At 69.0% G+C, this 23096-nt stretch carries 20 protein-coding genes; 6 read left to right on the plus strand and 14 right to left on the minus strand.

Going from position 1 to position 23096, the window contains the following annotated elements:
• Window positions 1-162: 162 nt before the first annotated feature.
• The 3 genes from ACIQPR_RS36360 to thyX form a co-directional block, all read right to left on the minus strand.
• A complete protein-coding gene (locus ACIQPR_RS36360) occupies window positions 163-1848 on the minus strand; it encodes a ribonuclease J (protein WP_403657365.1) in 1686 nt (561 codons plus the stop codon).
• Window positions 1849-1973: 125 nt separating this feature from the next.
• Complete coding sequence (dapA, locus tag ACIQPR_RS36365) at window positions 1974-2873, minus strand: 4-hydroxy-tetrahydrodipicolinate synthase (RefSeq protein WP_403657368.1); 900 nt, start codon at window positions 2871-2873, stop codon at window positions 1974-1976.
• A 211-nt stretch (window positions 2874-3084) separates the two neighbouring features.
• Window positions 3085-3825: an FAD-dependent thymidylate synthase gene (gene thyX / locus ACIQPR_RS36370; protein ID WP_403657371.1), complete on the minus strand. Its 741-nt coding sequence runs from the start codon at window positions 3823-3825 to the stop codon at window positions 3085-3087.
• 213 nt (window positions 3826-4038) lie between these two features.
• Here thyX and ACIQPR_RS36375 point away from each other — a divergent pair, with 213 nt between their 5' ends.
• Window positions 4039-4278 carry a hypothetical protein gene (locus tag ACIQPR_RS36375; RefSeq protein WP_403657374.1) on the plus strand — a complete coding sequence of 80 codons (240 nt, stop codon included), beginning with the start codon at window positions 4039-4041 and terminating at the stop codon, window positions 4276-4278.
• 114 nt (window positions 4279-4392) lie between these two features.
• Window positions 4393-4947 (plus strand): hypothetical protein, encoded by a 555-nt coding sequence (locus ACIQPR_RS36380; RefSeq protein ID WP_403657377.1) that lies wholly within the window; start codon window positions 4393-4395, stop codon window positions 4945-4947.
• 78 nt (window positions 4948-5025) lie between these two features.
• On the opposite strand, the gene ACIQPR_RS36385 is transcribed toward ACIQPR_RS36380, so the two are convergent.
• The 5 genes from ACIQPR_RS36385 to rpsO form a co-directional block, all read right to left on the minus strand.
• On the minus strand, window positions 5026-5478 hold the full coding sequence (locus tag ACIQPR_RS36385) for a hypothetical protein (RefSeq protein WP_403657380.1): 453 nt from the start codon (window positions 5476-5478) through the stop codon (window positions 5026-5028).
• Window positions 5479-5488: 10 nt separating this feature from the next.
• Entirely contained in the window at window positions 5489-6241 is a 753-nt protein-coding gene (dapB, locus tag ACIQPR_RS36390; RefSeq protein ID WP_403657383.1) for a 4-hydroxy-tetrahydrodipicolinate reductase, read from the minus strand.
• Window positions 6242-6266: 25 nt separating this feature from the next.
• Complete coding sequence (locus ACIQPR_RS36395; RefSeq protein ID WP_403657386.1) at window positions 6267-7646, minus strand: M16 family metallopeptidase; 1380 nt, start codon at window positions 7644-7646, stop codon at window positions 6267-6269.
• A complete protein-coding gene (locus tag ACIQPR_RS36400) occupies window positions 7643-9865 on the minus strand; it encodes a polyribonucleotide nucleotidyltransferase (RefSeq protein WP_403657389.1) in 2223 nt (740 codons plus the stop codon). The genes ACIQPR_RS36395 and ACIQPR_RS36400 overlap by 4 nt, the downstream gene beginning before the upstream one ends.
• Before the next feature lie 352 nt (window positions 9866-10217).
• Window positions 10218-10505: a 30S ribosomal protein S15 gene (gene rpsO / locus ACIQPR_RS36405; protein ID WP_403657392.1), complete on the minus strand. Its 288-nt coding sequence runs from the start codon at window positions 10503-10505 to the stop codon at window positions 10218-10220.
• 288 nt (window positions 10506-10793) lie between these two features.
• Here rpsO and ACIQPR_RS36410 point away from each other — a divergent pair, with 288 nt between their 5' ends.
• On the plus strand, window positions 10794-11075 hold the full coding sequence (locus tag ACIQPR_RS36410; RefSeq protein ID WP_093629502.1) for a DUF397 domain-containing protein: 282 nt from the start codon (window positions 10794-10796) through the stop codon (window positions 11073-11075).
• 81 nt (window positions 11076-11156) lie between these two features.
• Here the strand turns inward: ACIQPR_RS36410 and eccD are convergent, their stop codons facing one another.
• Complete coding sequence (gene eccD / locus ACIQPR_RS36415; RefSeq protein WP_403657396.1) at window positions 11157-12668, minus strand: type VII secretion integral membrane protein EccD; 1512 nt, start codon at window positions 12666-12668, stop codon at window positions 11157-11159.
• 350 nt (window positions 12669-13018) lie between these two features.
• On the opposite strand from eccD, the gene eccCa reads away from it, so the two are divergent.
• Both eccCa and ACIQPR_RS36425 read left to right on the plus strand, forming a co-directional pair.
• Window positions 13019-16993 carry a type VII secretion protein EccCa gene (gene eccCa / locus ACIQPR_RS36420; RefSeq protein ID WP_403657399.1) on the plus strand — a complete coding sequence of 1325 codons (3975 nt, stop codon included), beginning with the start codon at window positions 13019-13021 and terminating at the stop codon, window positions 16991-16993.
• A 92-nt stretch (window positions 16994-17085) separates the two neighbouring features.
• On the plus strand, window positions 17086-17259 hold the full coding sequence (locus ACIQPR_RS36425; protein WP_403657402.1) for a hypothetical protein: 174 nt from the start codon (window positions 17086-17088) through the stop codon (window positions 17257-17259).
• Window positions 17260-17685: 426 nt separating this feature from the next.
• Here the strand turns inward: ACIQPR_RS36425 and ACIQPR_RS36430 are convergent, their stop codons facing one another.
• The 5 genes from ACIQPR_RS36430 to ACIQPR_RS36450 all read right to left on the minus strand — a co-directional run bounded on the left by ACIQPR_RS36430 (window position 17686) and on the right by ACIQPR_RS36450 (window position 22014).
• Window positions 17686-17985 carry a WXG100 family type VII secretion target gene (locus ACIQPR_RS36430; RefSeq protein WP_043683472.1) on the minus strand — a complete coding sequence of 100 codons (300 nt, stop codon included), beginning with the start codon at window positions 17983-17985 and terminating at the stop codon, window positions 17686-17688.
• A gap of 82 nt (window positions 17986-18067) precedes the next feature.
• Window positions 18068-18415 (minus strand): WXG100 family type VII secretion target, encoded by a 348-nt coding sequence (locus ACIQPR_RS36435; protein WP_200683897.1) that lies wholly within the window; start codon window positions 18413-18415, stop codon window positions 18068-18070.
• A 54-nt stretch (window positions 18416-18469) separates the two neighbouring features.
• A complete protein-coding gene (locus tag ACIQPR_RS36440; protein ID WP_403658147.1) occupies window positions 18470-19699 on the minus strand; it encodes a S8 family serine peptidase in 1230 nt (409 codons plus the stop codon).
• 90 nt (window positions 19700-19789) lie between these two features.
• Window positions 19790-21592, minus strand: a complete 1803-nt coding sequence (locus ACIQPR_RS36445; protein WP_403657407.1) for a WXG100 family type VII secretion target — start codon at window positions 21590-21592, stop codon at window positions 19790-19792.
• Window positions 21593-21594: 2 nt separating this feature from the next.
• Window positions 21595-22014 carry a hypothetical protein gene (locus ACIQPR_RS36450; RefSeq protein WP_403657410.1) on the minus strand — a complete coding sequence of 140 codons (420 nt, stop codon included), beginning with the start codon at window positions 22012-22014 and terminating at the stop codon, window positions 21595-21597.
• 582 nt (window positions 22015-22596) lie between these two features.
• Between ACIQPR_RS36450 and ACIQPR_RS36455 the strand changes: the two genes are divergently transcribed.
• Window positions 22597-23085, plus strand: coding sequence for a hypothetical protein (locus ACIQPR_RS36455; RefSeq protein WP_403657413.1), 489 nt, complete (start codon window positions 22597-22599; stop codon window positions 23083-23085).
• Window positions 23086-23096 lie beyond the last annotated feature (11 nt).

Below are 23096 nucleotides of genomic sequence, written 5' to 3' on the forward strand. Positions count from 1 at the left end.
CGTCTCGAGCTTGTTCCCCCCCGCCGGCCGTCCCACACCCCCACCCGATTCGTCCCCTCCCACCCCCCCCCCCCCCCACAAACCCCCCCCCCACCCCCCCCCCCCCCCCCCCCCCCCCCCCCCCCCGCTCCAGGTTCACGCGTACGAGGGGCCGTACGACGGTCAGACCTCCACGACCACCGGGAGGATCATCGGCCTGCGGCGATAGTTGTCGGAGACCCACTTGCCCAGGGTGCGGCGGACCAGTTGCTGGAGCTGGTGGGGCTCGACCACGCCGTCCTGGGCCGAGCGCTCCAGGACCTCGGTGATCCTCGGGACCACGTCCACGAAGGCCGAGTCGTCGATTCCGGAGCCGCGGGCCTGGATGTGCGGGCCGGCCGTGATCTTGCCGGTGGACGAGTCCACGACGACGAAGACCGAGATGATGCCCTCGTCCCCCAGGATCCGGCGGTCCTTCAGCGCGGGCTCGCCGACGTCGCCGACCGAGAGCCCGTCGACGTAGACGTAGCCCGCCTGGACCTTGCCCGAGATCTTGGCCTTGCCCTCGATGAGGTCGACGACCACGCCGTCCTCGGCGATGACGATCCGGTCGTGCGGAACGCCGGTCAGGGCGCCCAGCTCGGCGTTGGCCCGTAGGTGGCGCCATTCGCCGTGGACCGGCATCAGGTTCTTCGGCTTGCAGATGTTGTAGAAGTACAGCAGCTCGCCGGCCGAGGCGTGTCCGGAGACGTGGACCTTGGCGTTGCCCTTGTGGACGACGTTGGCGCCCCAGCGGGTGAGGCCGTTGATCACCCGGTACACGGCGTTCTCGTTGCCCGGGATGAGCGACGACGCAAGGATCACCGTGTCACCGGCGACGATGCGGATCTGGTGATCGCGGTTGGCCATCCGGGAGAGGGCGGCCATCGGTTCGCCCTGCGAGCCCGTGCAGACCAGGACGACCTCGCTGTCCGGGAGGTCGTCGAGCGTCTTGACGTCGACGACCAGGCCCGGTGGCACCTTGAGGTAGCCGAGGTCACGCGCGATGCCCATGTTCCGGACCATCGAGCGGCCGACGAAGGCGACCCGGCGGCCGTACTCGTGGGCCGTGTCCAGGATCTGCTGGATGCGGTGCACATGGCTGGCGAAGCTCGCCACGATGATGCGCTTGCGGGCGCCCGCGAAGACCTGGCGCAGCACGTTCGAGATGTCGCGCTCGGGCGGGACGAATCCGGGGACCTCGGCGTTCGTCGAGTCGGCGAGGAGGAGGTCGATGCCCTCCTCGCTGAGACGTGCGAACGCGTGTAGATCTGTCAGACGACCGTCCAGCGGCAGCTGGTCCATCTTGAAGTCGCCGGTGTGGACGACCATGCCCGCGGGGGTGCGGATGGCGACCGCGAGGGCGTCCGGGATCGAGTGGTTGACCGCGACGAACTCGCAGTCGAACGGCCCGATGCGCTCGCGGTGCCCCTCGGCGACCTCAAGCGTGTACGGGCGGATGCGGTGCTCCTGGAGCTTCGCCTCGATGAGGGCGAGGGTCAGCTTGGAGCCGATCAGCGGGATGTCCGCCTTCTCGCGAAGGAGGTACGGGACACCGCCGATGTGGTCCTCGTGGCCGTGCGTGAGGACGATGCCGTCGATGTCGTCGAGGCGGTCCCTGATGGACGTGAAGTCCGGCAGGATCAGGTCGATTCCGGGCTGCTCCTCCTCGGGGAAGAGTACGCCGCAGTCGACGATCAGCAGACGGCCGCCGTATTCGAAGACCGTCATGTTTCGGCCGATTTCCCCGAGGCCGCCGAGTGGGGTGACCCTCAGGCCGCCTTCGGGGAGCTTCGACGGAGGGGCGAGTTCAGGATGCGGATGGCTCAAAAGACTCTCCTACCCATGCGCGCCACGTACCGGTGGGCACGTGGCGCGCATGACGTTCGTGCAAATGCAGTTATCGATGGGATGCGGGCACCGAGGCCCCGCGTATTCAGTTGTGAAGTCTGTTGTCAGAGCTGTACCCCGCCGGCGGCAAGATCGATCTTGAGCTGGGCGATCTCCTCGGACGAGCACTCGACCATCGGTGAGCGCAGCGGTCCGGCGGGCAGTCCCTGGAGGGCGAGCGCTGCCTTGGTGGTCATGACGCCCTGGGTGCGGAACATGCCGGTGTAGACGGGGAGCAGCTTCTGGTGGATCTCGGTGGCCTTGTGGACGTCACCGGAGACGTACGCCTCCACCAGGGTGCGCAGTTCGGGTGTGACCACGTGTCCGACGACCGAGACGAAGCCGACGGCGCCCACGGAGAGCAGCGGCAGGTTCAGCATGTCGTCGCCGGAGTACCAGGCCAGGCCGGTCCGGGCGATGGCCCAGCTGGCCCGGCCGAGGTCGCCCTTGGCGTCCTTGTTGGCGACGATCCTGGGGTGCTCGGCGAGTCTGACCAGGGTCTCGGTGCCGATCGGGACGCCGCTGCGGCCGGGGATGTCGTAGAGCATGACCGGCAGTCCGGTCGCGTCGGCGACGGTCGTGAAGTGGCGGTACAGGCCCTCCTGCGGGGGCTTGTTGTAGTACGGCGTGACGACGAGCAGGCCGTGTGCGCCGGTGCGTTCGGCCGTGCGGGCGAGTTCGACGCTGTGGTGGGTGTCGTTGGTGCCGACGCCGGCGATGACATGGGCGCGGTCGCCGACCGCTTCCAGTACGGCTCGTACGAGATCCGCTTTCTCCGCGTCGCTGGTGGTCGGGGACTCACCGGTGGTGCCGTTGATGACCAGGCCGTCGTTGCCTGCGTCGACCAGGTGGGTGGCGAGCCGCTGCGCGCCGTCGAGGTCGAGCGCGCCGTCCGCCGTGAAGGGCGTGACCATGGCGGTGAGGACCCTCCCGAAGGGGGTCTGCGGAGTGGAGGTCGGAGCCATGGGTAATACGCTACTCGCTGCTCAATGCGGGGTCTGCCCTCGGGGCAGGCGACAAGTCGTGACAAATATGGAGCCCGGCACTGCCTGCTCGGGGGTTCAAGCAGTGCCGGGTCCGTTTGATCAGGCTAGATGAACTTCTCTAAATGCCGCAATACGGACACTTCGCGTAACCGACCCGTACATGTGTGCCCGCATGGCAAACAGAGGTGCGCTACGGGGCGACACGGCCGTTGGCGTTGAACGCCGAGTAGGTGAGCGGCATGAGCTTGGCCCACTGCTCCTCCATCGCCTCGCCCACCATCTCGATCTCGCGCTGTGGGAAGGACGGCACCTTCGCCAGCTCGTGCTGGGTGCGCAGCCCGAGGAAGTGCATCAGCGAACGGGCGTTGCACGTGGCGTACATCGAGGAGAAGAGGCCCACGGGGAGCACCGCGCGGGCGACTTCGCGGGCCACACCGGCGGCGAGCATCTCCTGGTAGGCCTCGTACGCCTGGCGGTACGAGTCCTCCATGGCACGGCCGACCAACTCCTGCTGGGCCTGGGTGCCCTCCACGAACACGTACTTGCCCGGGCGGCCCTCCTGGACCAGCTTGCGGGACTCGCCGGGGACGTAGAAGACCGGCTGGAGCTCCCGGTACCTGCCCGATTCCTCGTTGTACGACCAGCCCACCCGGTGCCGCATGAACTCGCGGAAGACGAAGATCGGGGCGCTGATGAAGAAGGTCATCGAGTTGTGCTCGAAGGGGCTGCCGTGCCGGTCGCGCATCAGGTAGTTGATCAGGCCCTTGGAGCGCTCGGGGTCCTTGCCCATCTCCTCCAGGGACTGTTCGCCGATCGTCGAGACGCGGGCGGCGAAGAGCACGTCCGCGTCGGACGCGGTGTGCTTGACCAGCTCGACGGTGACATCGCTGCGGAAACTGGGCTTGAGGTCGTCGGCGGGAGTGTCGGTCACGGCTCGGAGGGTCCTTCCATCACGTCGCTCGGGCGGCGCCCACTCTACGGCCCGGCACTGACATCGGGGCGTTCGGTGCCGTGCCGCGACATTCGTTGGCGAACTTCTGCGAATTCGGCGAAACAGGGCACCTTTTGGGGCGTTCGCTCGTCTGTCTTGGTGAGAGCCACCCGTTCGATCCCGATTCGACCCCCGAAGGAAGAAGCACCCCCGATGCCCCGTCGGCGCGAACCCGTCCCGTTCGCTTTCATCGCCGAGACCGACCGCTTCCGCAGCAATGTCGCCCCGCCGCCCCGTGAGCGCGCGTCCGCCGGTCAGATAGCCGGGCGCTGGCTCCTGGGGCTCACCATCATCGCCGGCATCGTCGGCTCCCTGGTCCTCGGGATGCCGGCGCTGTCCCAGAACGACCTCTCGACACAGAATCAGCAGTCGCAGGCCGCCGACAACCGCTGACCTGCGGCGCAGCCGACTTTGACTCATCCGGGCCCCCAATGGTGGTGGCCGGGAACACGGCCGGATAGCCTCACCGGGCACAGCCCACGCATGGATTCAGTGAGGACACCAGCCGTGCCCCTGCCCTTCCTTACGGCCGACCGCGCATTCGAGGCCGCAGACGAGCTCGCGCTGCCGTTCGACGACCGCGACCGCTGGCGGCGCCCCTACCGGCCCGGACCGTGGCGGGTGGCGGCGTCGGCGCTCGTGCTGCTGCTCGCGTCGTACGTGCTGTTCGCCGCCGTCATCATCGCGCTCACCGGATCCCGGTCCGAGGCCGGAGTGATCCTCGGTATCGCGGTGGCCGTCATCCTCTGCGCCCTGCGGCTGCTGCGCATGGGCGTGTGGGTGAGCGCGCGCGGTCTGCGCCGGGTGCGGTTCCTCGTCACCCGTACGGTGCCGTGGGACCGGGTCGCCGCCGTGCGGACGGTGCAGCAGCCGGTGCGCTGGCTCGGGCTGCCGCGCACGGTGCAGGGGCAGGCACTGCTCCTCGTACGGAAGGACCGTGCCGCGGAGGACGTGGCCGCGCTGCTGACCACGCACGACATCGACTTCCTGGCGCGTGCCTCCGCCTTCGACCGGGCCGCCGACTCGGTCGAGGTGTGGTCCGACGAGTACCGGCGGAGCTGACCGGCCGAGAACACCCCGAAGGGGCCGGTCCGCCGTGTGCGCGGGCCGGCCCCTTCGTCGTACGGGCGTGGCGGGTGTTCAGGCCTGGACGGGACGCCCGGCGTGCAGGGCGATGGCGCGTTGCATGGCCTTGCGGGCGCGGGGGGTGTCGCGGGCGTCGTGGTAGGCGACGGCGAGGCGGAACCAGCTGCGCCAGTCGTCGGGGGCCGCCTCCGTCTCGGCCTTGCGTCTGGCGAAGACCTCGTCGGCGGAGTCCCGGTCGATACGGCCGCCCGGGGTGCGCCTCAACTCGTCGACGGGCAGGCCGCCTTCGGCGTCGAGGAGGGCCGCCAGACGGTTGGCGTCGCGGACGAACTGGGTGTTCTTCCAGAGGAACCACACGCCGATCACCGGCAGGATCAGGACCGCGATCCCGAAGGTGACGGTGATGACCGTGCCCGACTGTATGAGCAGGACGCCTCGGCTGCCGACCAGGACGAAGTAGAAGACCAGGACGGCGGCCGTGACGACGTAGGTGAGTTTGGCGCGCATGTCGTGAGCCTCAGCCCAGGTCCAGGAAGTGTTCCAGGCCGAAGGTGAGGCCCGGGGTGGTCACCACGCGGCGGGCGCCGAGCAGGATGCCCGGCATGAAGCTGCTGTGGTGGAGCGAGTCGTGGCGGACGGTCAGCGTCTCGCCCTCGCCGCCCAGCAGGACCTCCTGGTGGGCCAGCAGGCCGCGCAGGCGGACGGAGTGGACGGGGACGCCCTGGACGTCCGCGCCGCGCGCGCCGTCCAGCGCCGTCTCCGTCGCGTCCGGTGCGGCGGGTGTGCCCGCCTTCGCGCGTGCCTCGGCGATGAGCTGGGCGGTGCGCGTGGCCGTACCGCTGGGGGCGTCGACCTTCCTCGGGTGGTGCAGTTCGATGACCTCGACCGACTCGAAGTAGGGCGCGGCGAGCTGCGCGAACTTCATGGTCAGGACGGCTCCGATGGAGAAGTTGGGCGCGATGAGGACGCCCGTCTCCGGGGAGGCCTCCAGCCAGCCGTTCAACTGCGCGAGGCGTTCGTCGGTCCAGCCGGTGGTGCCGACGACGGCGTGGATGCCGTTGCGGACGCAGAAGTCGAGGTTGTCCATCACCGAGGCGGGGGTGGTCAGTTCGACCGCCACCTGGGCGCCCGCGGCGGTGAGCGCCTCCAGGGTGTCGCCCCGGCCCAGGGCCGCCACCAGTTCCATGTCCTCGGCGGCCTCGACGGCTCGTACCGCCTCGGCGCCGATCCGGCCCTTGGCACCGAGGACCGCCACACGCAGCTTGCTCATCGTTCTTGCTTCCTTACGACGGGTGTTAGGCGACGGCGTCGTGCAGTCGGGCCGCCTGCTTGTCCTTGAGCGGGCCGATGACCGCCAGCGAGGGCCGCTGCCCCAGGATCTCGCGGGCGACCTCGCGGACCTCGTCCGGGGTGACCGACGCGATCCTGGCCAGCAGGTCGTCGACCGACATCTGCTCGCCCCAGCACAGCTCACTCTTGCCGATACGGTTCATCAGCGCGCCCGTGTCTTCGAGGCCCAGGACGGTGGAGCCCTGGAGCTGGCCGACCGCGCGGCCGATCTCGTCGTCGGACAGGCCGTTCGCGGCGACCTGGTCGAGTTCGTCGCGGCAGATCTTCAGCACGTCGTGGACCTGCGAGGGACGGCAGCCGGCGTAGACGCCGAAGAGTCCGCAGTCGGCGAAACCGGACGTGTACGAGTACACGCTGTAGGCCAGGCCGCGCTTCTCCCGGACCTCCTGGAAGAGGCGGGAGGACATGCCGCCGCCGAGGGCCGTGTTGAGGACCCCGAGGGCCCAGCGGCGCTCGTCGGTGCGGGCCAGGCCGGGCATGCCGAGGACGACGTGCGCCTGCTCGGTCTTGCGGCCGATCAGCTCGACGCGGCCCGTGCCGCGCAGGGTGCGGCGGCCGTCGCGCGGGGCGATGGGCGCGGCCTGCGCGTTCTTGAAGGCACCGGCCTTGTCGAAGGCGGCACGGACCTGTCGTACGACCTTGTCGTGGTCGATGTTGCCGGCCGCCGCGACCACGAGGTGGGTCGGGTCGTAGTGCTTCTTGTAGAAGCGGCGGATGCGGTCCGCGGTGAGGGCGTTGACGGTGTCGACCGTGCCGAGGACCGGGCGGCCGAGGGGGTTGTCGCCGAACATCGTGCGCGCGAACAGGTCGTGCACGCAGTCGCCCGGGTCGTCCTCCGTCATCGCGATCTCTTCGAGGATGGCGCCGCGCTCTACGTTGACGTCCTCCTCGCGGATGAGGGAGCCGGTCAGCATGTCGCAGACGACGTCGATGGCGAGCGGCAGGTCGGTGTCGAGCACGCGCGCGTAGTAGCACGTGTACTCCTTCGCGGTGAACGCGTTCATCTCGCCGCCGACCGCGTCGATCGCGGAGGAGATGTCCAGCGCGCTGCGCCGGTGCGTGCCCTTGAAGAGGAGGTGCTCCAGGTAGTGCGTGGCGCCGTTCAACGACGGCGTCTCGTCGCGGGAGCCCACGTGTGCCCAGATGCCGAAGGTCGCGGAGCGGACCGAGGGCAGCGTCTCGGTGACGATGCGCAGCCCGCCCGGGAGGGTGGTCTTGCGGACCGTGCCGATGCCGTTGGTGCCCTGGATGAGGGTTTGGGTACGGGCGACGGCCCGCGCCTCCGAGGAGGTGCGGGCCGTCGTCGTGGTGCTGGTCGACGTCACTTGTCGCCGTCGTCCTTCTTGTCGTCCTCGGCGTTCTCTTCACCCTCGATGACGGGGATGAGGGAGAGCTTGCCGCGGGAGTCGATCTCGGCGATCTCGACCTGGACCTTCTGGCCCACGCCGACGACGTCCTCGACGTTCTCCACGCGCTTGCCGCCGGCGAGCTTGCGGATCTGCGAGATGTGCAGCAGACCGTCCTTGCCCGGGAGCAGCGACACGAACGCGCCGAAGGTGGTGGTCTTGACGACCGTACCCAGGTAGCGCTCGCCGACCTCCGGCATGGTCGGGTTGGCGATGCCGTTGATCGTGGCGCGGGCGGCCTCGGCCTGCGAGCCGACCTGGGCACCGATGTAGATGGTGCCGTCGTCCTCGATCGTGATCTCGGCGCCGGTGTCCTCCTGGATCTGGTTGATCATCTTGCCCTTGGGGCCGATGACCTCGCCGATCTTGTCCACGGGGATCTTGACGGTGATGATCCGCGGGGCGTTCGGGGACATCTCGTCCGGCGTGTCGATCGCTTCCATCATCACGTCGAGGATGTGGAGGCGGGCGTCACGGGCCTGCTTGAGGGCGGCGGCCAGGACGGAGGCGGGGATGCCGTCCAGCTTGGTGTCGAGCTGGAGGGCGGTGACGAACTCCTTGGTGCCGGCGACCTTGAAGTCCATGTCGCCGAAGGCGTCCTCCGCACCGAGGATGTCGGTGAGGGCGACGTAGTGCGTCTCGCCGTTGATCTCCTGGGAGATCAGGCCCATGGCGATACCGGCGACGGGGGCCTTGAGGGGCACACCGGCGTTCAGCAGCGACATCGTGGAGGCGCAGACCGAGCCCATGGACGTCGAGCCGTTGGACCCGAGGGCCTCGGAGACCTGGCGGATCGCGTAGGGGAACTCCTCGCGCGTCGGCAGGACCGGGACCAGGGCGCGCTCGGCGAGCGCTCCGTGGCCGATCTCGCGACGCTTGGGGGAGCCGACGCGGCCGGTCTCGCCGACCGAGTACGGCGGGAAGTTGTAGTTGTGCATGTAGCGCTTGCGGGTCACCGGGGAGAGGGTGTCCAGCTGCTGCTCCATGCGGAGCATGTTGAGGGTGGTGACGCCCAGGATCTGGGTCTCGCCACGCTCGAACAGCGCCGAGCCGTGCACGCGCGGGATGGCCTCGACCTCGGCGGCCAGGGTGCGGATGTCGGTGACACCGCGGCCGTCGATGCGCTTCTTCTCCTTGATGACGCGCTCACGGACCAGGGACTTGGTCAGCGAGCGGTACGCGGCGGAGATCTCCTTCTCGCGGCCCTCGAACTCCGGGAGGAGCTTCTCGGCGGCGAGACCCTTGACGCGGTCCAGCTCGGCCTCGCGGTCCTGCTTGCCGGGGATGGTCAGCGCGGAGGCGAGCTCCGGGCGGACGGCGGCGGTGAGGGCCTCCAGGACGTCGTCCTGGTAGTCGAGGAAGATCGGGAACTCGCCGGTCGGCTTGGCGGCCTTCGCGGCGAGGTCGGCCTGCGCCCGGCAGAGCACCTTGATGAAGGGCTTCGCGGCGTCCAGACCGGCGGCGACGACCTCCTCGGTCGGCGCCTCGGCGCCGCCCTGCACGAGCTGGATGGTCTTCTCGGTGGCCTCGGCCTCGACCATCATGATCGCGACGTCGCCGTCCTCCAGGACGCGACCGGCGACGACCATGTCGAAGACGGCGTCCTCAAGCTCGGTGTGCGTCGGGAACGCGACCCACTGGCCGTTGATCAGCGCGACGCGGACGCCGCCGACCGGGCCGGAGAAGGGCAGTCCGGCCAGCTGCGTGGACGCGGAGGCGGCGTTGATCGCCACGACGTCGTACAGGTGGTCGGGGTTGAGGGCCATGATCGTGGCGACGACCTGGATCTCGTTGCGCAGGCCCTTCTTGAAGGACGGGCGCAGCGGGCGGTCGATCAGGCGGCAGGTGAGGATCGCGTCCTCGGAGGGCCGGCCCTCACGGCGGAAGAAGCTGCCGGGGATCTTGCCGGCGGCGTACATCCGCTCCTCGACGTCCACCGTGAGGGGGAAGAAGTCGAGCTGGTCCTTGGGGTTCTTGGAGGCGGTGGTGGCCGACAGCACCATGGTGTCGTCGTCCAGGTACGCCACGGCGGAGCCGGCGGCCTGCTTGGCCAGGCGGCCCGTCTCGAAGCGGATGGTGCGGGTGCCGAAGGAGCCGTTGTCGATGACGGCCTCGGCGTAGTGGGTCTCGTTCTCCACTAGCGTTTTCTCCGTTACTTGTCGTCTTTCGTCCCTGCCCGCCCGTGTGGCGGGGGGACGGTGGCGGAGAAGCGCTGTCTGGTGCGGGCCGGTCTTCGATCGAAGCACCCGGGGTTTCCTGCCCGGGGGCCACTACCGAGGACCGGCGGCTGCGAGGCGCGCTTCTCCTCGTTCGTTTCGCACGGTGTCGTGCTGTCCTGCGTTGTCGTGCGGTGTCCTGCGTATTGCGTTGTGCTACCACACTACAAAGCGGCAGTGACACTCCGCACGTTTCCGCACGTACGGGCAATCCGCACATACGGCAAAGGGAGCGGCTCCCGATCGTTTCGGGACCCGCTCCCCTCACGGCGTCTTACTTGGCGCCCGCCGCACCGCGACGGATGCCCAGGCGGTCGACCAGCGTACGGAAGCGCTGGATGTCCTTCTTGGCCAGGTACTGGAGCAGCCGGCGGCGCTGACCGACCAGGATCAGCAGACCACGACGGGAGTGGTGGTCGTGCTTGTGGGTCTTGAGGTGCTCGGTCAGGTCCGAGATACGGCGCGAGAGCATGGCGACCTGGACCTCGGGGGAGCCGGTGTCGCCCTCCTTCTGGCCGAACTCACTGATGAGCTGCTTCTTCGTAGCGGCGTCGAGCGACACGCGTACTCCTCGTAGTCTTTGATGTGCCACCGAGTGCCCCTGGTCCACTTCTCAGGGGAGCTTCCGTGACTCGGGTGGCGGGATCCGCTGGGCGCGGCCTCCGGAGCACAAGCTCCAGGGGTGCGTACACAAACGGCCGCTACACAGCGTACCAGCCCGGGGGGATGCCCCGGTCCGGCTCGGTGAAGGGCCCTGAGCGGGGCGGATACGGCCACTAGGGTGATCTGCGTCTACGTCTACGCGTGGACCGTAGGTCACGTCGGTTCGTCGGGAAGGGGTCGCTTCGCCATGGCGGAGACGGAGCAGGAGATCAAGGCACGCAAGGAGCGGGAGCGGGACGAGCTGTACGCCCTCGACATCTCGGGTGTGGAGTGGCGGAGCGCGCCGGGCACGGAGGAGCACGAGGAGCGCGTCGAGATCGCCGACCTGCCCGACGGCGCGGTGGCCATGCGCTCGTCGCTCGACCCGGACACCGTGCTGCGCTACACGGAGGCGGAGTGGACCGCTTTCGTGCTGGGCGCCCGGGACGGCGAGTTCGACCTGGAGCCGGCTCCCGAGGAGCAGCAGTAGTCGTCTGTATGCGAGAAGGGGCGGCACGCACGCGTGCCGCCCCTTCTTCGTGTCCGTGGTCCTCTTTTCGTGTCGCGGTCCTCAGCTGGTCATCGCCCGTGCCTGCGCGTACACGTCGAAGACGGCCAGGGACAGCGGGATCAGGGTGAGCAGGACGAAGCTCTCGGCGATCTCCAGGAAGCGGCCCCAGAAGGGGGTGACTCCGCGCTTCGGGGTGATCAGGCCCACCGCGGTGACGAGCGCGGTCGACGCGGCCACGGCCGCCGCGAGCCAGACACTGCGGATGTCGAGGGAGTTCGGGTCGCCGAGGAACGCGTCCCGCACGTACGCGTGGGGCGGGTTCAGGGCGAGGCCCAGGCCCAGGAAGACGAGGGCGGCCAGGCCCGCGGCGAGGGTGGCGCCGACCTGGGCGGTGTAGCGGAACAGGTGGGCGCGCATCAGCATCGCGACGCCGGTGGCGAGGGCGAGGAGCTGTGCCCACACGTCGTGGGAGAAGCCGAGGACGATCGAGGCGCCCACGGAGACGAGCGCGCAGCCGCCGACCAGGCCGACGAGGAGTTCGTGGCCGCGCCGGGCGCGGGCCGCGATGCGTTCGGCGTCGACGGGCTCCTGGGCCACGGGTTCGCCGTCGCCGTAGCCGCGGTTGGGGTTGGGCGGTTCGAAGCCGATGGGCAGGCGGGCGAAGCGCATGGACAGGCCCGGCAGGAAGGCGAGCGCGCACACGGACAGCGGGGCGCAGATCGCGGCCGTCTCGATGGGCTTCAGGTGGGTGAGCATCGCGGTGAACGTCGTCAGCAGGCCGATGGCGGAGGCGAAGACGAAGGCCACGAAGGGGCCGTCGCCGCCGGGTGACACCAGGGTGAGGACGACGGCGGCGACGAGGACGGCGGCGCAGGCCAGCAGGAACTGGAGCCGTCCCATGCCTTCTCCTTCGGAGAAGGGGAGCAGTCCGGAGCCCGCCACGGCGATGTTCGGGAGCGCGCCCAGGCCCAGGGCGACGGCCGAGCCCCGGTCGTCGTAGACGCGTGCTCGTACGCAGGCGATGGTGACCAGGAGGATGCCGGCGAGGCCGGCGACGATGCCCTGGAGGCTGTACATGTCGTGGTGGATCTGGGAGCTCCAGGCCACGAACGCGAGCAGCGCGGGCAGGACGCCGCCCGCGACGAGACCTGCGGCGCGCGTCAACTCGCCGTTCCACAGGGCGCGGTCGCGGGTGACGGCGGCGGCGACCGCCTCGGAGACGTCGTCGTAGACGGCGGGCGGCAGGGAGTCGGCGAAGGGGCGCAGGGTGAGCAGTTCGCCGTCGAGGATGCGCTGGGCGGCGAAGGAGCGGGCGCCGTCGAGGACGGCGCCGTCGCGGCGGACCAGGTGGTAGCCGACCGGGGCGCCCTCGGCGAGGCTCTGCTGGGACAGCCGCAGGATCTCGGGGTACAGGTCGGCGACGGGTACGTCGTCGGGCAGGGCCACGTCGATCCGGCTGTCGGGCGCCACGATGGTGACCCGGCAGAAGCCGAAGCCCGTGCCCGCCCCGGACGGGGCTCCGGTGCCCGTTCCGCCGGTCGCGCCGGCCGGCGCGGAGGCCGTGATGCTCACCTGCTGTTCCCCCTTGTCAGTGACGGACGGTTCGCGAAGGTGCCGCGGGCGTCCGCAGTGAAGTCCCGCCGTAAAGATCCTGTGCAGGTCGCGCGGTGCCGCCCGTCCCGTCGCTCGACCGCGCCGTCGCGCAGGGCACTCGACGGGGTCCGACGGGCTTCGCCCGCCGCGAACACTGCGGTTTTGCCCGGTTTTCCCGGAACGATTCGCAACTGCTCACACGTCTCACGGGCACCTTACCGCCCGTGGTTGTCAGTGGCGGTCAGTAGGATCGCGCAGTGCGGATCGGCGTCCGCCCGACACGGGGCGGCGGACGAAACAACTCGGTCCGGCAAGGGAATTGGTGCGTAGTGAGCCAGATCGTCGTGAAGCGCCCGCCGAGGTCGCTGCCGAAGGAAGTGCCCACGGACGAGGTCATGTTGCAGGCTCCGCCGGAGCTGCCGCGCGGCCAGCAGGAGGGCGCCCTGATGCAGCTCCTGCCCATGCTCGGCATGGGTGGGTCCGTGGTGTTCTTCTTCAATCCCAGCGCCCAGCCGTTCATGAAGATCATGGGCATGGTGATGATCGCGTCCACGATCGCGATGGGCATCTCGATGCTGGTCCGCTACCGCCGGGGCAACCAGGGGCAGATGGCCGACATGCGCCGTGACTATCTGCGCTACCTGTCGCAGACCCGGCGTACGGCCCTGGAGACCGCGCGGGCCCAGCGCGACGCCCAGTACTACCTGCACCCTTCGCCGGAGCAACTGTGGGCGCTGGTCGCCGAGGGCAGCCGCGTGTGGGAACGGCGCACCAGCGACGAGGACTTCGGGCAGGTGCGGGTCGGCCTCGGACCGCAGGGTCTCGCCACTCCCCTGGTCCCGCCGGAGACCGCCCCGGTCGACGAGCTGGAGCCGCTCACGGCGGGCGCCATGCAGCGTTTCCTGGCCACGCACAGCACCCTTGAGGACCTGCCCATGGCGGTCTCGCTGCGCGCCTTCTACCACGTGACGGTCAGCGGCGAAACGTCCACCGTGCGCGGCACCGCGCGCGCCCTCGTCGCCTCCCTCGCCTCGATGCACTCCCCCGAGGACCTGGTCGTCGCCGTCGCCACCGGGCGCGCGTCGGTGCCCGAGTGGGAGTGGGCCAAGTGGCTCCCCCACGCGCAGGCACCGGAGTTGGCGGACGGCGCGGGCAGCAGGCGCCTGATCACCACCGACCCCACGGAGCTGGAGGAACTGCTCGCGGACCGGCTCCAGGGCCGCCCGCGTTTCCACCCGGCCGGCGCGCCGGTGCCCGAACAGCCGCACCTGGTGGTCGTGCTGGACGGCGTCTCCCTGCCGCCCACCTCCTTCCTGGCGAGCCCCGAGGGCCTCCAGGGGGTGACGATCGTCGAGGTCGTACCCGGCGACCTCACCAGCGGACGCGGTGACCTCTCGGTCGTCGTACACCCGAAGGAACTCCGCCTGGAGTCGGGGCACGGCATGGTCTACGAGGGCACGCCGGACGTCCTGTCGTACGAGGCCGCCGAGGCGCTGGCCCGGCAACTGGCGCCGCTACGCATGGTGTCGGGCGGTGACGACGACGAACCGCTGCTCGCCAACCTGGAGTTCACCGATCTGCTGAACCTGGGCGACGCGGCCTCCGTGGACCCCAAGCGGACCTGGCGACCGCGCTCCACTGCGGAGCGGCTGCGGGTGCCGATCGGGCTCGGCGAGGACGGCCGGCCGGTGATGCTCGACCTCAAGGAGGCGGCCCAGGAGGGCATGGGCCCGCACGGACTGTGTGTCGGCGCGACCGGTTCCGGCAAGTCGGAGCTGCTGCGCACCCTGGTCCTCGGCCTCGCGGTCACCCACTCCTCCGAGACGCTGAACTTCGTCCTCGCGGACTTCAAGGGCGGTGCGACCTTCGCCGGTATGGCGCAGATGCCGCACGTGGCGGCCGTGATCACCAACCTGGCCGACGACCTGACGCTCGTGGACCGGATGGGTGACTCGATCCGCGGCGAGTTGAACCGCCGTCAGGAGATGCTCCGCGACGCGGGCAACTACGCCAACATCCACGACTACGAGAAGGCGCGTGCGGCGGGCGCACCCCTGCAACCCGTCCCCTCCCTCGTCCTGGTGATCGACGAGTTCAGCGAACTCCTCACCGCCAAACCGGACTTCATCGAGATGTTCGTGCAGATCGGCCGCATCGGCCGCTCCCTGGGCGTGCATCTGCTGCTGGCCTCGCAGCGCCTGGAGGAGGGCCGGCTGCGCGGCCTGGAGACGTATCTCTCGTACCGGATCGGTCTGCGCACGTTCTCGGCCGCCGAGTCCCGGGCCGCGCTCGGCGTCCCGGACGCCTACGAACTGCCGAACGTCCCCGGCTCCGGCTTCCTGAAGTACGGCACCGACGAGATGGTCCGCTTCAAGGCGGCGTACGTCTCCGGGGTGTACCGCACCGGTTCGCAGCAGGCCGCCGCGCTCGGCGGGCCGCTCCCGGTCGACCGCAGGCCGGTGCTGTTCACGGCCGCGCGGGTGCCGGTGCAGTACGCGCCCGTGCCGCGTCAGCGCCAGGAGGCGCCGGCGGACGAGAAGGACGACGCGCTCGCCGACACCGTGCTCGACGTGATCGTACGGCGGCTTGAGGCACAGGGTCCGGCCGCCCACCAGGTGTGGCTGCCCCCACTGGACAGCCCGCCGTCGCTGGACTCCCTGCTGCCCGGACTCGCGGCGGTCCCCGGCCGGGGCATGACACAGCCGGGCTACGAGGGCGCGGGCCGGCTCGTCGTCCCGGTCGGCCTGGTCGACAAGCCCTACGAGCAGCGCCGTGACCCGCTGTGGACCGACTTCGGCGGCGCGGCCGGCCATATGCAGATCCTCGGCGGCCCCCAGTCCGGCAAGTCGACGCTGCTGCGCTCCCTCATCGCGTCGTTCGCGCTCACCCACACCCCGCAGGAAGTCCAGTTCTACGCACTGGACTTCGGCGGTGGCGGCCTGTCGGCGGTGGTCGGTCTGCCGCACGTGGGCGGGGTCGCCTCCCGCCTCGACCCCGAGAAGGTCCGGCGCACGGCGGCCGAGGTCTACGGCGTGATGACCCGCCGCGAGGAGTACTTCCGTACGGCCGGGATCTCCTCGATCGCCGAGTTCCGCGCCCGCCGCGCGCGGGGGGACATCTCCGTGACGGACCAGCCCTGGGGCGACGTGTTCCTCGTCATCGACGGCTGGGGCAACTTCCGTACGGACTATGAGGCGTTGGAGCCGCTGGTGCTGGACATCGCGGCCCGCGGCCTCGGTTACGGCATCCATGTGATCCTCACCGCCTCGCGCTCCATGGAGGTCCGCGCGAACATGAAGGACCACCTGATGAACCGGCTGGAGCTGCGGCTCGGCGACCCGATGGACTCGGAGTTCGACCGCAAGGTCGCCGCCAACGTGCCCACGGGTGTGCCCGGACGCGGCCAGACCCCGCAGAAGCAGCACTTCATGGCGGCGGTCCCGCGCATCGACGGCCTCTCCTCGGACACGGACCTCGCGGAGGCGACGACGGCTCTCACGGCCGAGGTCGCCCGGCACTGGCAGGAGCCCGGCGCGCCCCAAGTCCGCCTGCTTCCCCGCGAGTTCGCGGAGGCCCAGCTCCCGCCGGGCGACCGCTTCCCGAACCGGGGCATCTCCTTCGCCCTCGACGAGGACAACCTGGAGCCGGTGTTCGTCGACTTCGACCAGGACCCGTTCTTCCTGGTCTTCGGCGAGAGCGAGTCCGGCAAGTCGAACCTGCTGAAGCTGCTGATCAAGCGCCTCAGCGAGCGCTACGACGGCAACGCGTGCAAGCTGTTCGTGGTCGACAACCGGCGTTCCCTGCTGGGCGTGACCCCGACCTCGCACCTGGCCGAGTACATCCCGATGTCGAACCAGATGCAGCACCACATGGACGCGCTGGCCGACCTGATGCAGCGCCGGACGCCGACGTCGGACGTCACTCCGCAGCAGCTCCGGGACCGGAGTTGGTGGCGGGGCCCGCAGGTCTTCGTGATCATCGACGACTACGACCTGGTGTCCACGTCGAGCGGCAACCCGCTGTCCGGCCTGACCGAACTCCTGCCGTTCGCCCGGGACGTGGGCGTGCGCTTCATCATCGCCCGCTCCACGGCGGGCGCGGGACGCGCCGGTTACGAGTCCTTCATGCAACGCATGAAGGAACTCGGCGCCCAGGGCGTGGTGTTGGCGGGCGACCCGGCCGAGGGCGACCTGCTGGGCGGCGTCCGGCCGCGACCGATGCCCGCGGGGCGGGGCGTGTTCGTGTCCAGGAAGCGGGGGAAGCCGCTGGTTCAGGTGGGCAGGGTGGCAGACACGACGGAGTGACGGAGCTACGGAGCTACGGAGCTACGGAGTCAAGGACTTACAGAGACACGGAGTACGGAGTTCTCGGCGGGGTACGGCTGGTACCGGTACCAGTGGAGCGACACCGCCAAGGCAGGCGCTACGCCGACAAACTGGCGACGTACGCGGAACGCGCGACCGGGCTCGGGCGCCACTCACCTGAGGCCGCGACAGGCACGTGCCGCGGTATCGGCGCGTCCGAGGACGAGGGCGTCGACTGGACCGAGGAGACCAAGGCGTCCGGCTAGACCCCGCTGGAGAGCTGCGTGCGCGGCGAGTTCGGCGCCGGCGAGGGCGAAGGGGCGGCGCTCTACCATCTGGAGGCCGCCTTCGGCCCCTACGCCCAGCGCCTGTGCGCTCACCGCCCGACAAGAACGGCTACAGCACGGACTCCGGCATCGAGCAGGACGAGGCCTGGGCGACGGCGGCGCGCCCTGACTGCACGGACCTCCGACTGCCCCGCTGAGCTGCGCGTACGACTACTCCACCGCGGCAGGCCTGTCCACAACACCACACCACACAACACAACACGGACGGATGCCCTCGATGCCATGGAGCGCGCCCCGAGAGCGCGTGACCGGTGGGCATCGGCACCGATCATTTCGTTCTCGGTACGACACCGGGGTGGGCGCCTCCCGCGCGCGCCCACCCCGGTGCCTTCGACTGTCCTGGTGCTACTGGAAATAGCTGGCGGCCTTCTTGTCGCCCTCCATGTAGGTACCGCCCGACGTGTACACGACGTGGCCGATACCGGTCAGCGCGGTGTGGATGTCGTTGGCTTCCTTGTCCCACCGGTGCAGCTTCTCGTTGAAGGTGTTCTGCGCGTCACCCTCCCAGTACTGCAGGCTCTTCACGACCAGCGCGCGAAGCTCCTGAAGGTCCTGCTCCAGCTGCTTCGCCTCGTTGCCGATCTTGGTGGCCGCGAAGTCCAGCCCGTCATAAGTGACGGAAAGGCCGTCGGAGTTACGGCTCATGCGTGTGTACCTCGTCTCGTTCGTATGGGTCTGTGGGCGTCGTGACTCAGGTCATGCCTCGGGGGGTGACTCAGGTCGTGACTCAGTAGGAACTCAGCGAGGACGTGGGCACGGTAGGGGCGCCGTCCTGGAGGTCGATCTTGTTGACCGCCGCGCGGACCTCGTCTTCCTTGCTGTCCTTGATGTTGCGCGTCGCGGTCATCGCCTCGATGACGTCACCGAGGATGGTGCCGATCTTCTGCAACGACTCGTTGATCTCGTACTGCTTCTTGTCGAACGCGGCACGCCCGATACCGTGCCACTGGCCTTCAAGCCCGTCGATGACACCCTGAAGCCCGTGCACACGCTTGGCGATGCCGTCGTACTTGTCGAGCATCTGCTTCTGGATATCGACTACTGCGGCGTCTTCGAGCTTCTGCTTGTTGGACATGGTCAGCTCACCCTTCTTGTGTTGACTGATGCGCGGTCCGGCTGGAAATCCCGGTCACCTGGCACGCCGCGCACGTGCTACGGCCACGCCCGCGCCGCCGATGACGAGCACTGCGGCGACACCGCCGAGTGCGATCCAGAGCGTGTTGCTGTCGCTGGAAGACTCGGCACTCGACCCTGCCGCTGAGGTACCGCCCACAGAACCCTTGCCCGGATTCTTCGACGTGGCCGACGCAGACGGAGTCGAGGTGGCCGAGGAGGAACTCGCCGACTTGGCCAGCAGGTTGCCGCCATTCTCCTTCGCGAGTGGGTCGACGTTGGGGGCGCCCGCGTCGTACTTGGCGTTCTCCAACACCATGCGAGGACGGACGAACCCGTAACCGGCGTACTTGCTCGGATCGTCCTCCGGCCACGTGCGGCTCGCCGTGTCGATCAGGGACCGAGTGACCTGGTTAACCGTCCAGTCGGGGTGGGCGGACCAGATGAGGGCGGCGGCAGCCGAGGCGATCGCGGTCGCCTGGCTTGTGCCACCCGTATCGCAGTACGAGCGGAAGGTGTCGTCGCACCACCCCGGAATACCTGTACCGGGGGCCACTAGGTCGACGTAGTTTCCGTACGCGGAGAACTTCGCCACGGTGAAGGACGAGTCGACCGCAGCGATGCCGATGACGTAGGGGTAGGCGGCGGGATAGTCGACATTGCCGTCGCCCGACCCCGTACCCGAGTTTCCTACGGCCGCGATCATCAGCTTGCCCTTGGAAGCGGCGTACTTGACCGCTTCTTCTTCCTCGGGGCTGACGTACCCGCCGATCGACATGCTGATGATCTGTGCGTCGGTATCGGCCGCAGCTCTGATCGCCTGCCAGGGCTCGGGGGTCTTCTTCTGCTCCGCCGAACCAACCTTCAGGCCTTTGAGGTCGACGCGATACGGGACGATCTTCGCACCAGGCGCCAACCCTTGCAGGCTACCTTCCGCCCCGGTACCCGCGATCAGCTCGGCCATGGTCGTGCCATGGCCGTCGAAGTCGACGGTGGAGTGATACGAGACCGCCTTCGGCACCTCGTCCACGAGCACCTGCCCCTTCAAGGACGGCGTGTCGGGGTTCACTCCGGTGTCGATGACGGCGACCTTGACGCCCTTGCCCGTGCTGACCTTCCACATTTTCTCGGCCTGCATCTGGTCCAGGTACCACTGCTTCGAACGGACATCAGCAGCAACGGCATTCGGCGCGAATCCCGCGCCAATTACGGCCAGGGCGCCGACTACCGCGCTCACGGCGCGCACTCGTCCGACACGGCGCGTCCCGAACAGCGCAGTCCTCTGGGCTCCTCGGCTGGTCCCTGACTTCATGACGTTGACTGTCCTCGCTCGCGCTCAGTTGACGGCCGGCGGCACATCACGCCGCGGCGGGGTGGGGATGTGGTTGTCTGCTTCGTTCTCGACGAGGTGGTCTGCGCACTGAACTCCGTCCGTGGCTTCCCTGTCGTCGCGCTCGCCTTGATGGTTACCCGGTCCGCGTACGAGGCCGGAGCCGCCCCGCGTCATGCCGTTGCGTTCCGCCTGGGCAACGGATTTCCGTTGGGCGGGCCTGGCCGTGACGCTCTCCGGAGTGCCCTTACCACCACGCACTCCCGGTGAACTCGGACCCGGCCTTGTCGCGGTCTCAGGCGCTCCGAAGACCCCGCGCTGCCCTGGCCGACTTCCCGGGCGCTGGGAACCGGCCGTCTCCTCGGCCCCGATCACAGTGCCACGCGGAATCCTCGCCGCGCCCTTCGCCGGATTGCCCGTGGACGTGGGCCGCCCGCCCACCACACCGTTCGTACGTCCGGCGCCGGTGGCCGAGCCGGAGCCGCCGCGCGGTGTCGCCGTAGCGCCCGCTCGCGGGACACCACCGGTAACGCCTCGCCCCATCGGCGACGACTTCGCTCCTGAAGGAGTGCCCTTGGCGAGTGACCGGCCGGTCTCCGTGGTGCGGCCGATCTGACTCGTGGACCCGCGACCGGCAGCCCGCTCCGTGCCCGAATTACCCAGACCGGAAGCGCCACTTCGTCCTTGCGCGGAGAAGGTGTTCCGGAAGCCACCGACACTCCTGCTCACGGGACCACCAGGGAGGGGAGTCCCAAGACCGCCCTCGACCGCGTTGACCGGGCCTCCCCCCGGGGCAGGTGAGCCCGTCACTGGCGGATTGTGGATCGTGGTGGCCGGCGGAAGCGTGCCGACACTGTCGATAGTGGTGCGCGTCGGCACATCAGGTGGAGCCACATGTTCGGTGCCGTGTTTCACGTGCGACGTAACACTGTCCGGGACAGCATGTTTGTCGGTATGGCCCGTGGCTGAAGCGACCGTGGCGCGGTGATCCGCAATGCTCGAAGCGCCAGTCTGTTCGGCCTTCGCGGATACAGCTCGGTTGTAGCCGCTCTGCCCGGTCGTCTGGGGCCTCGGCACACCGACATTCGGCATGGCCGTGAACTCAGGCGCCTTGCTGTTCAACGCCGCCAACTCGTCCTTGGACACCACGTAGTACGACGAAAGCCGGTTCATCTGGTTGATCGCCTCTTGGCGATCCTTCTCCACGCGTACAGCCGCCGCGTACTCGTCCTTGTCCGCGATCTTCTCGGCCGCCGTGAACTTCGTGGGGTGTTTCCGCTCCGCCTGTGTATCGCGAGAGGGCATGGCGCTGCGCACCGATGCCAGTCCCATGGCTGCGGCGGTGATCTGGTCCCCCGCGCCTCCGGCGAAACCACTCAGACCGAGCGTCTGGGTGACGAGTTCACTTCCCCACTTCCGGAACGCGTCGCCCGACTTCCCGGCCCACTGGACCCTGTCGATGTGACCGCTGAGCTCGTCGGCCGCCGCCTTGATCGCGTCACGCGCGTCCCACAGGGCCTTGCCGGAGGACTCCAGATCCTCCGGGTTCGTCCGCTCCACGAGGTCGATCATCTCGTTGAGCGGGCGGTTCTCGAAGTTCGTACGACGGTCGCTGGACGGCCCGTGCACGGAGTCATGGACAGCCTGGCCCTGCGACGTGCTCTCGACCACCGCGCGCAGAGGGTTGTAGATGAGGCCGGCCAGGAGCCCGCTTGGCCTCGGTCGTTCCTCGATACCCCGGGCCAGGTCGGTGAACTGATTCTGGTCGGTGACCCTGCTCAGGTCCGCCTTGTGCTGGTCGTCAGTCATCGTCACCCACTCATACCGGAGTTGGCGGTGTTGGTGCGCTCGGGACCCGAGGCGCCGTTGATCCTCTTGATCTCCGTCTGGATCTCCCAGAACCGCCGACGCTGGTCCTCTTCCACTCCGTCGAAGGTGCCTCTGGCACCCTGCACGGCGATGCCGATCGCTTCGATCTGCAGATGCAGCGTCTTGGACAGAGCGGTGAGCTTGTTGTGGACCGCGTGGTACTCGTCGTACAGCCCGTCCGCCTCGGGGAAAGCGCCTCGGCCACCCCTGTGGAGCGACCCCGCGCTGACCGTCTGCGCGCCCACCCGTTTCGGATTCCCCGCCGAACCCTCAAGATCACGCAGAACCTTGTCCACGCGGTTCACGAAGTCTGTCAGCGCTTCGCTACTCGCCTCCAGGTCCTTGGCCCTGGTAGCCGACACGCCCCCCACCATGTCTGCCGGAAGCACGACGCCCCTCCCCCGTTCCCCGTACATTCATCGGCTGCGGCCGAGCCGCTCCGATCTCATCCGCTCACCGTACGATCGCAAACCGAGCCGCACCTGACAACGCGTTTACCACTGTAGTCAACGTGCACATCGGCTCCAACCGGCCTGTGTGTTAACTCAGTTACGACACCTGAGCAGGCATCACGCTTTGCCCGGTTTGCCGGTTTGCGCCCCGCCGACCACATGGCCGAGGTCCACTTCCCCGATCACAGGCCGACCAACCGGGGACGCGGCCGACCGCCACGAAATCGCCACCCCTCGCGACCTCCATCAAATTTCCACACGCGATCGGCACGCGACAGGGGCACCACCGACCGCCGGATTGACGCCCACCCCAGGCAGGGCCGACCAGCCCACCCCCTCCAAAACTTCACACAGGAACAATCCACCTAATACGGACATGACCGGGACTTTGCTCAGACGGGGTTGCTAACTTGACCGCGCGGAAGTGCCGGGGCGGTCGTGTTCGCCGGGTGGAGGCACCTGCCGTAGGACGCACGGGGAAGGGGGCCACGCATGGCGTGGGAGGAGTGGGAGCGGCTCAAGTCGCAGGCGGCTGAGCGGCAGTCGGCCCATATGCGGCTCAATCAGTTGGCTCCGGACGGTGGGGGCGGGAGCGGGGGCGGGAGCGGCTCCGGCGAACTCGTCGCGCATCAGGACGATCTCGGTGCCGTCGGGCATGAGGCGCGCATCCTCTACGACGACATCCGCGCCGGCGCGGACATCGCCGGCGCGGGAGCCGGCAAGGACGGTGCCAGCTCGACCGCGCAGGCCGCCGGTGCGTTGAAATCGCGTGGGTTCGAGACGGGCGGCGCGCTGGAGAGGACCGTCGAGGTGTGGACGTCCCAGGTCACGTCCGTGCTCCAGGCCTGTGCGCACATCTCCGACCACCTCGACTACAGCAAGAAGCGTCACTCCGAGGACGACGCGGAGATCGGCACCGTCCTGCGCGCGAGTGACGGCTCGGCCGTGTCGGTGTCGAAACTCAACGAGTACTTCAAGTAGGGGAACCAGAC

Source organism: Streptomyces sp. NPDC091280, from assembly GCF_044768565.1.
In the GTDB taxonomy this organism is placed as follows: Bacteria; Actinomycetota; Actinomycetes; order Streptomycetales; family Streptomycetaceae; genus Streptomyces.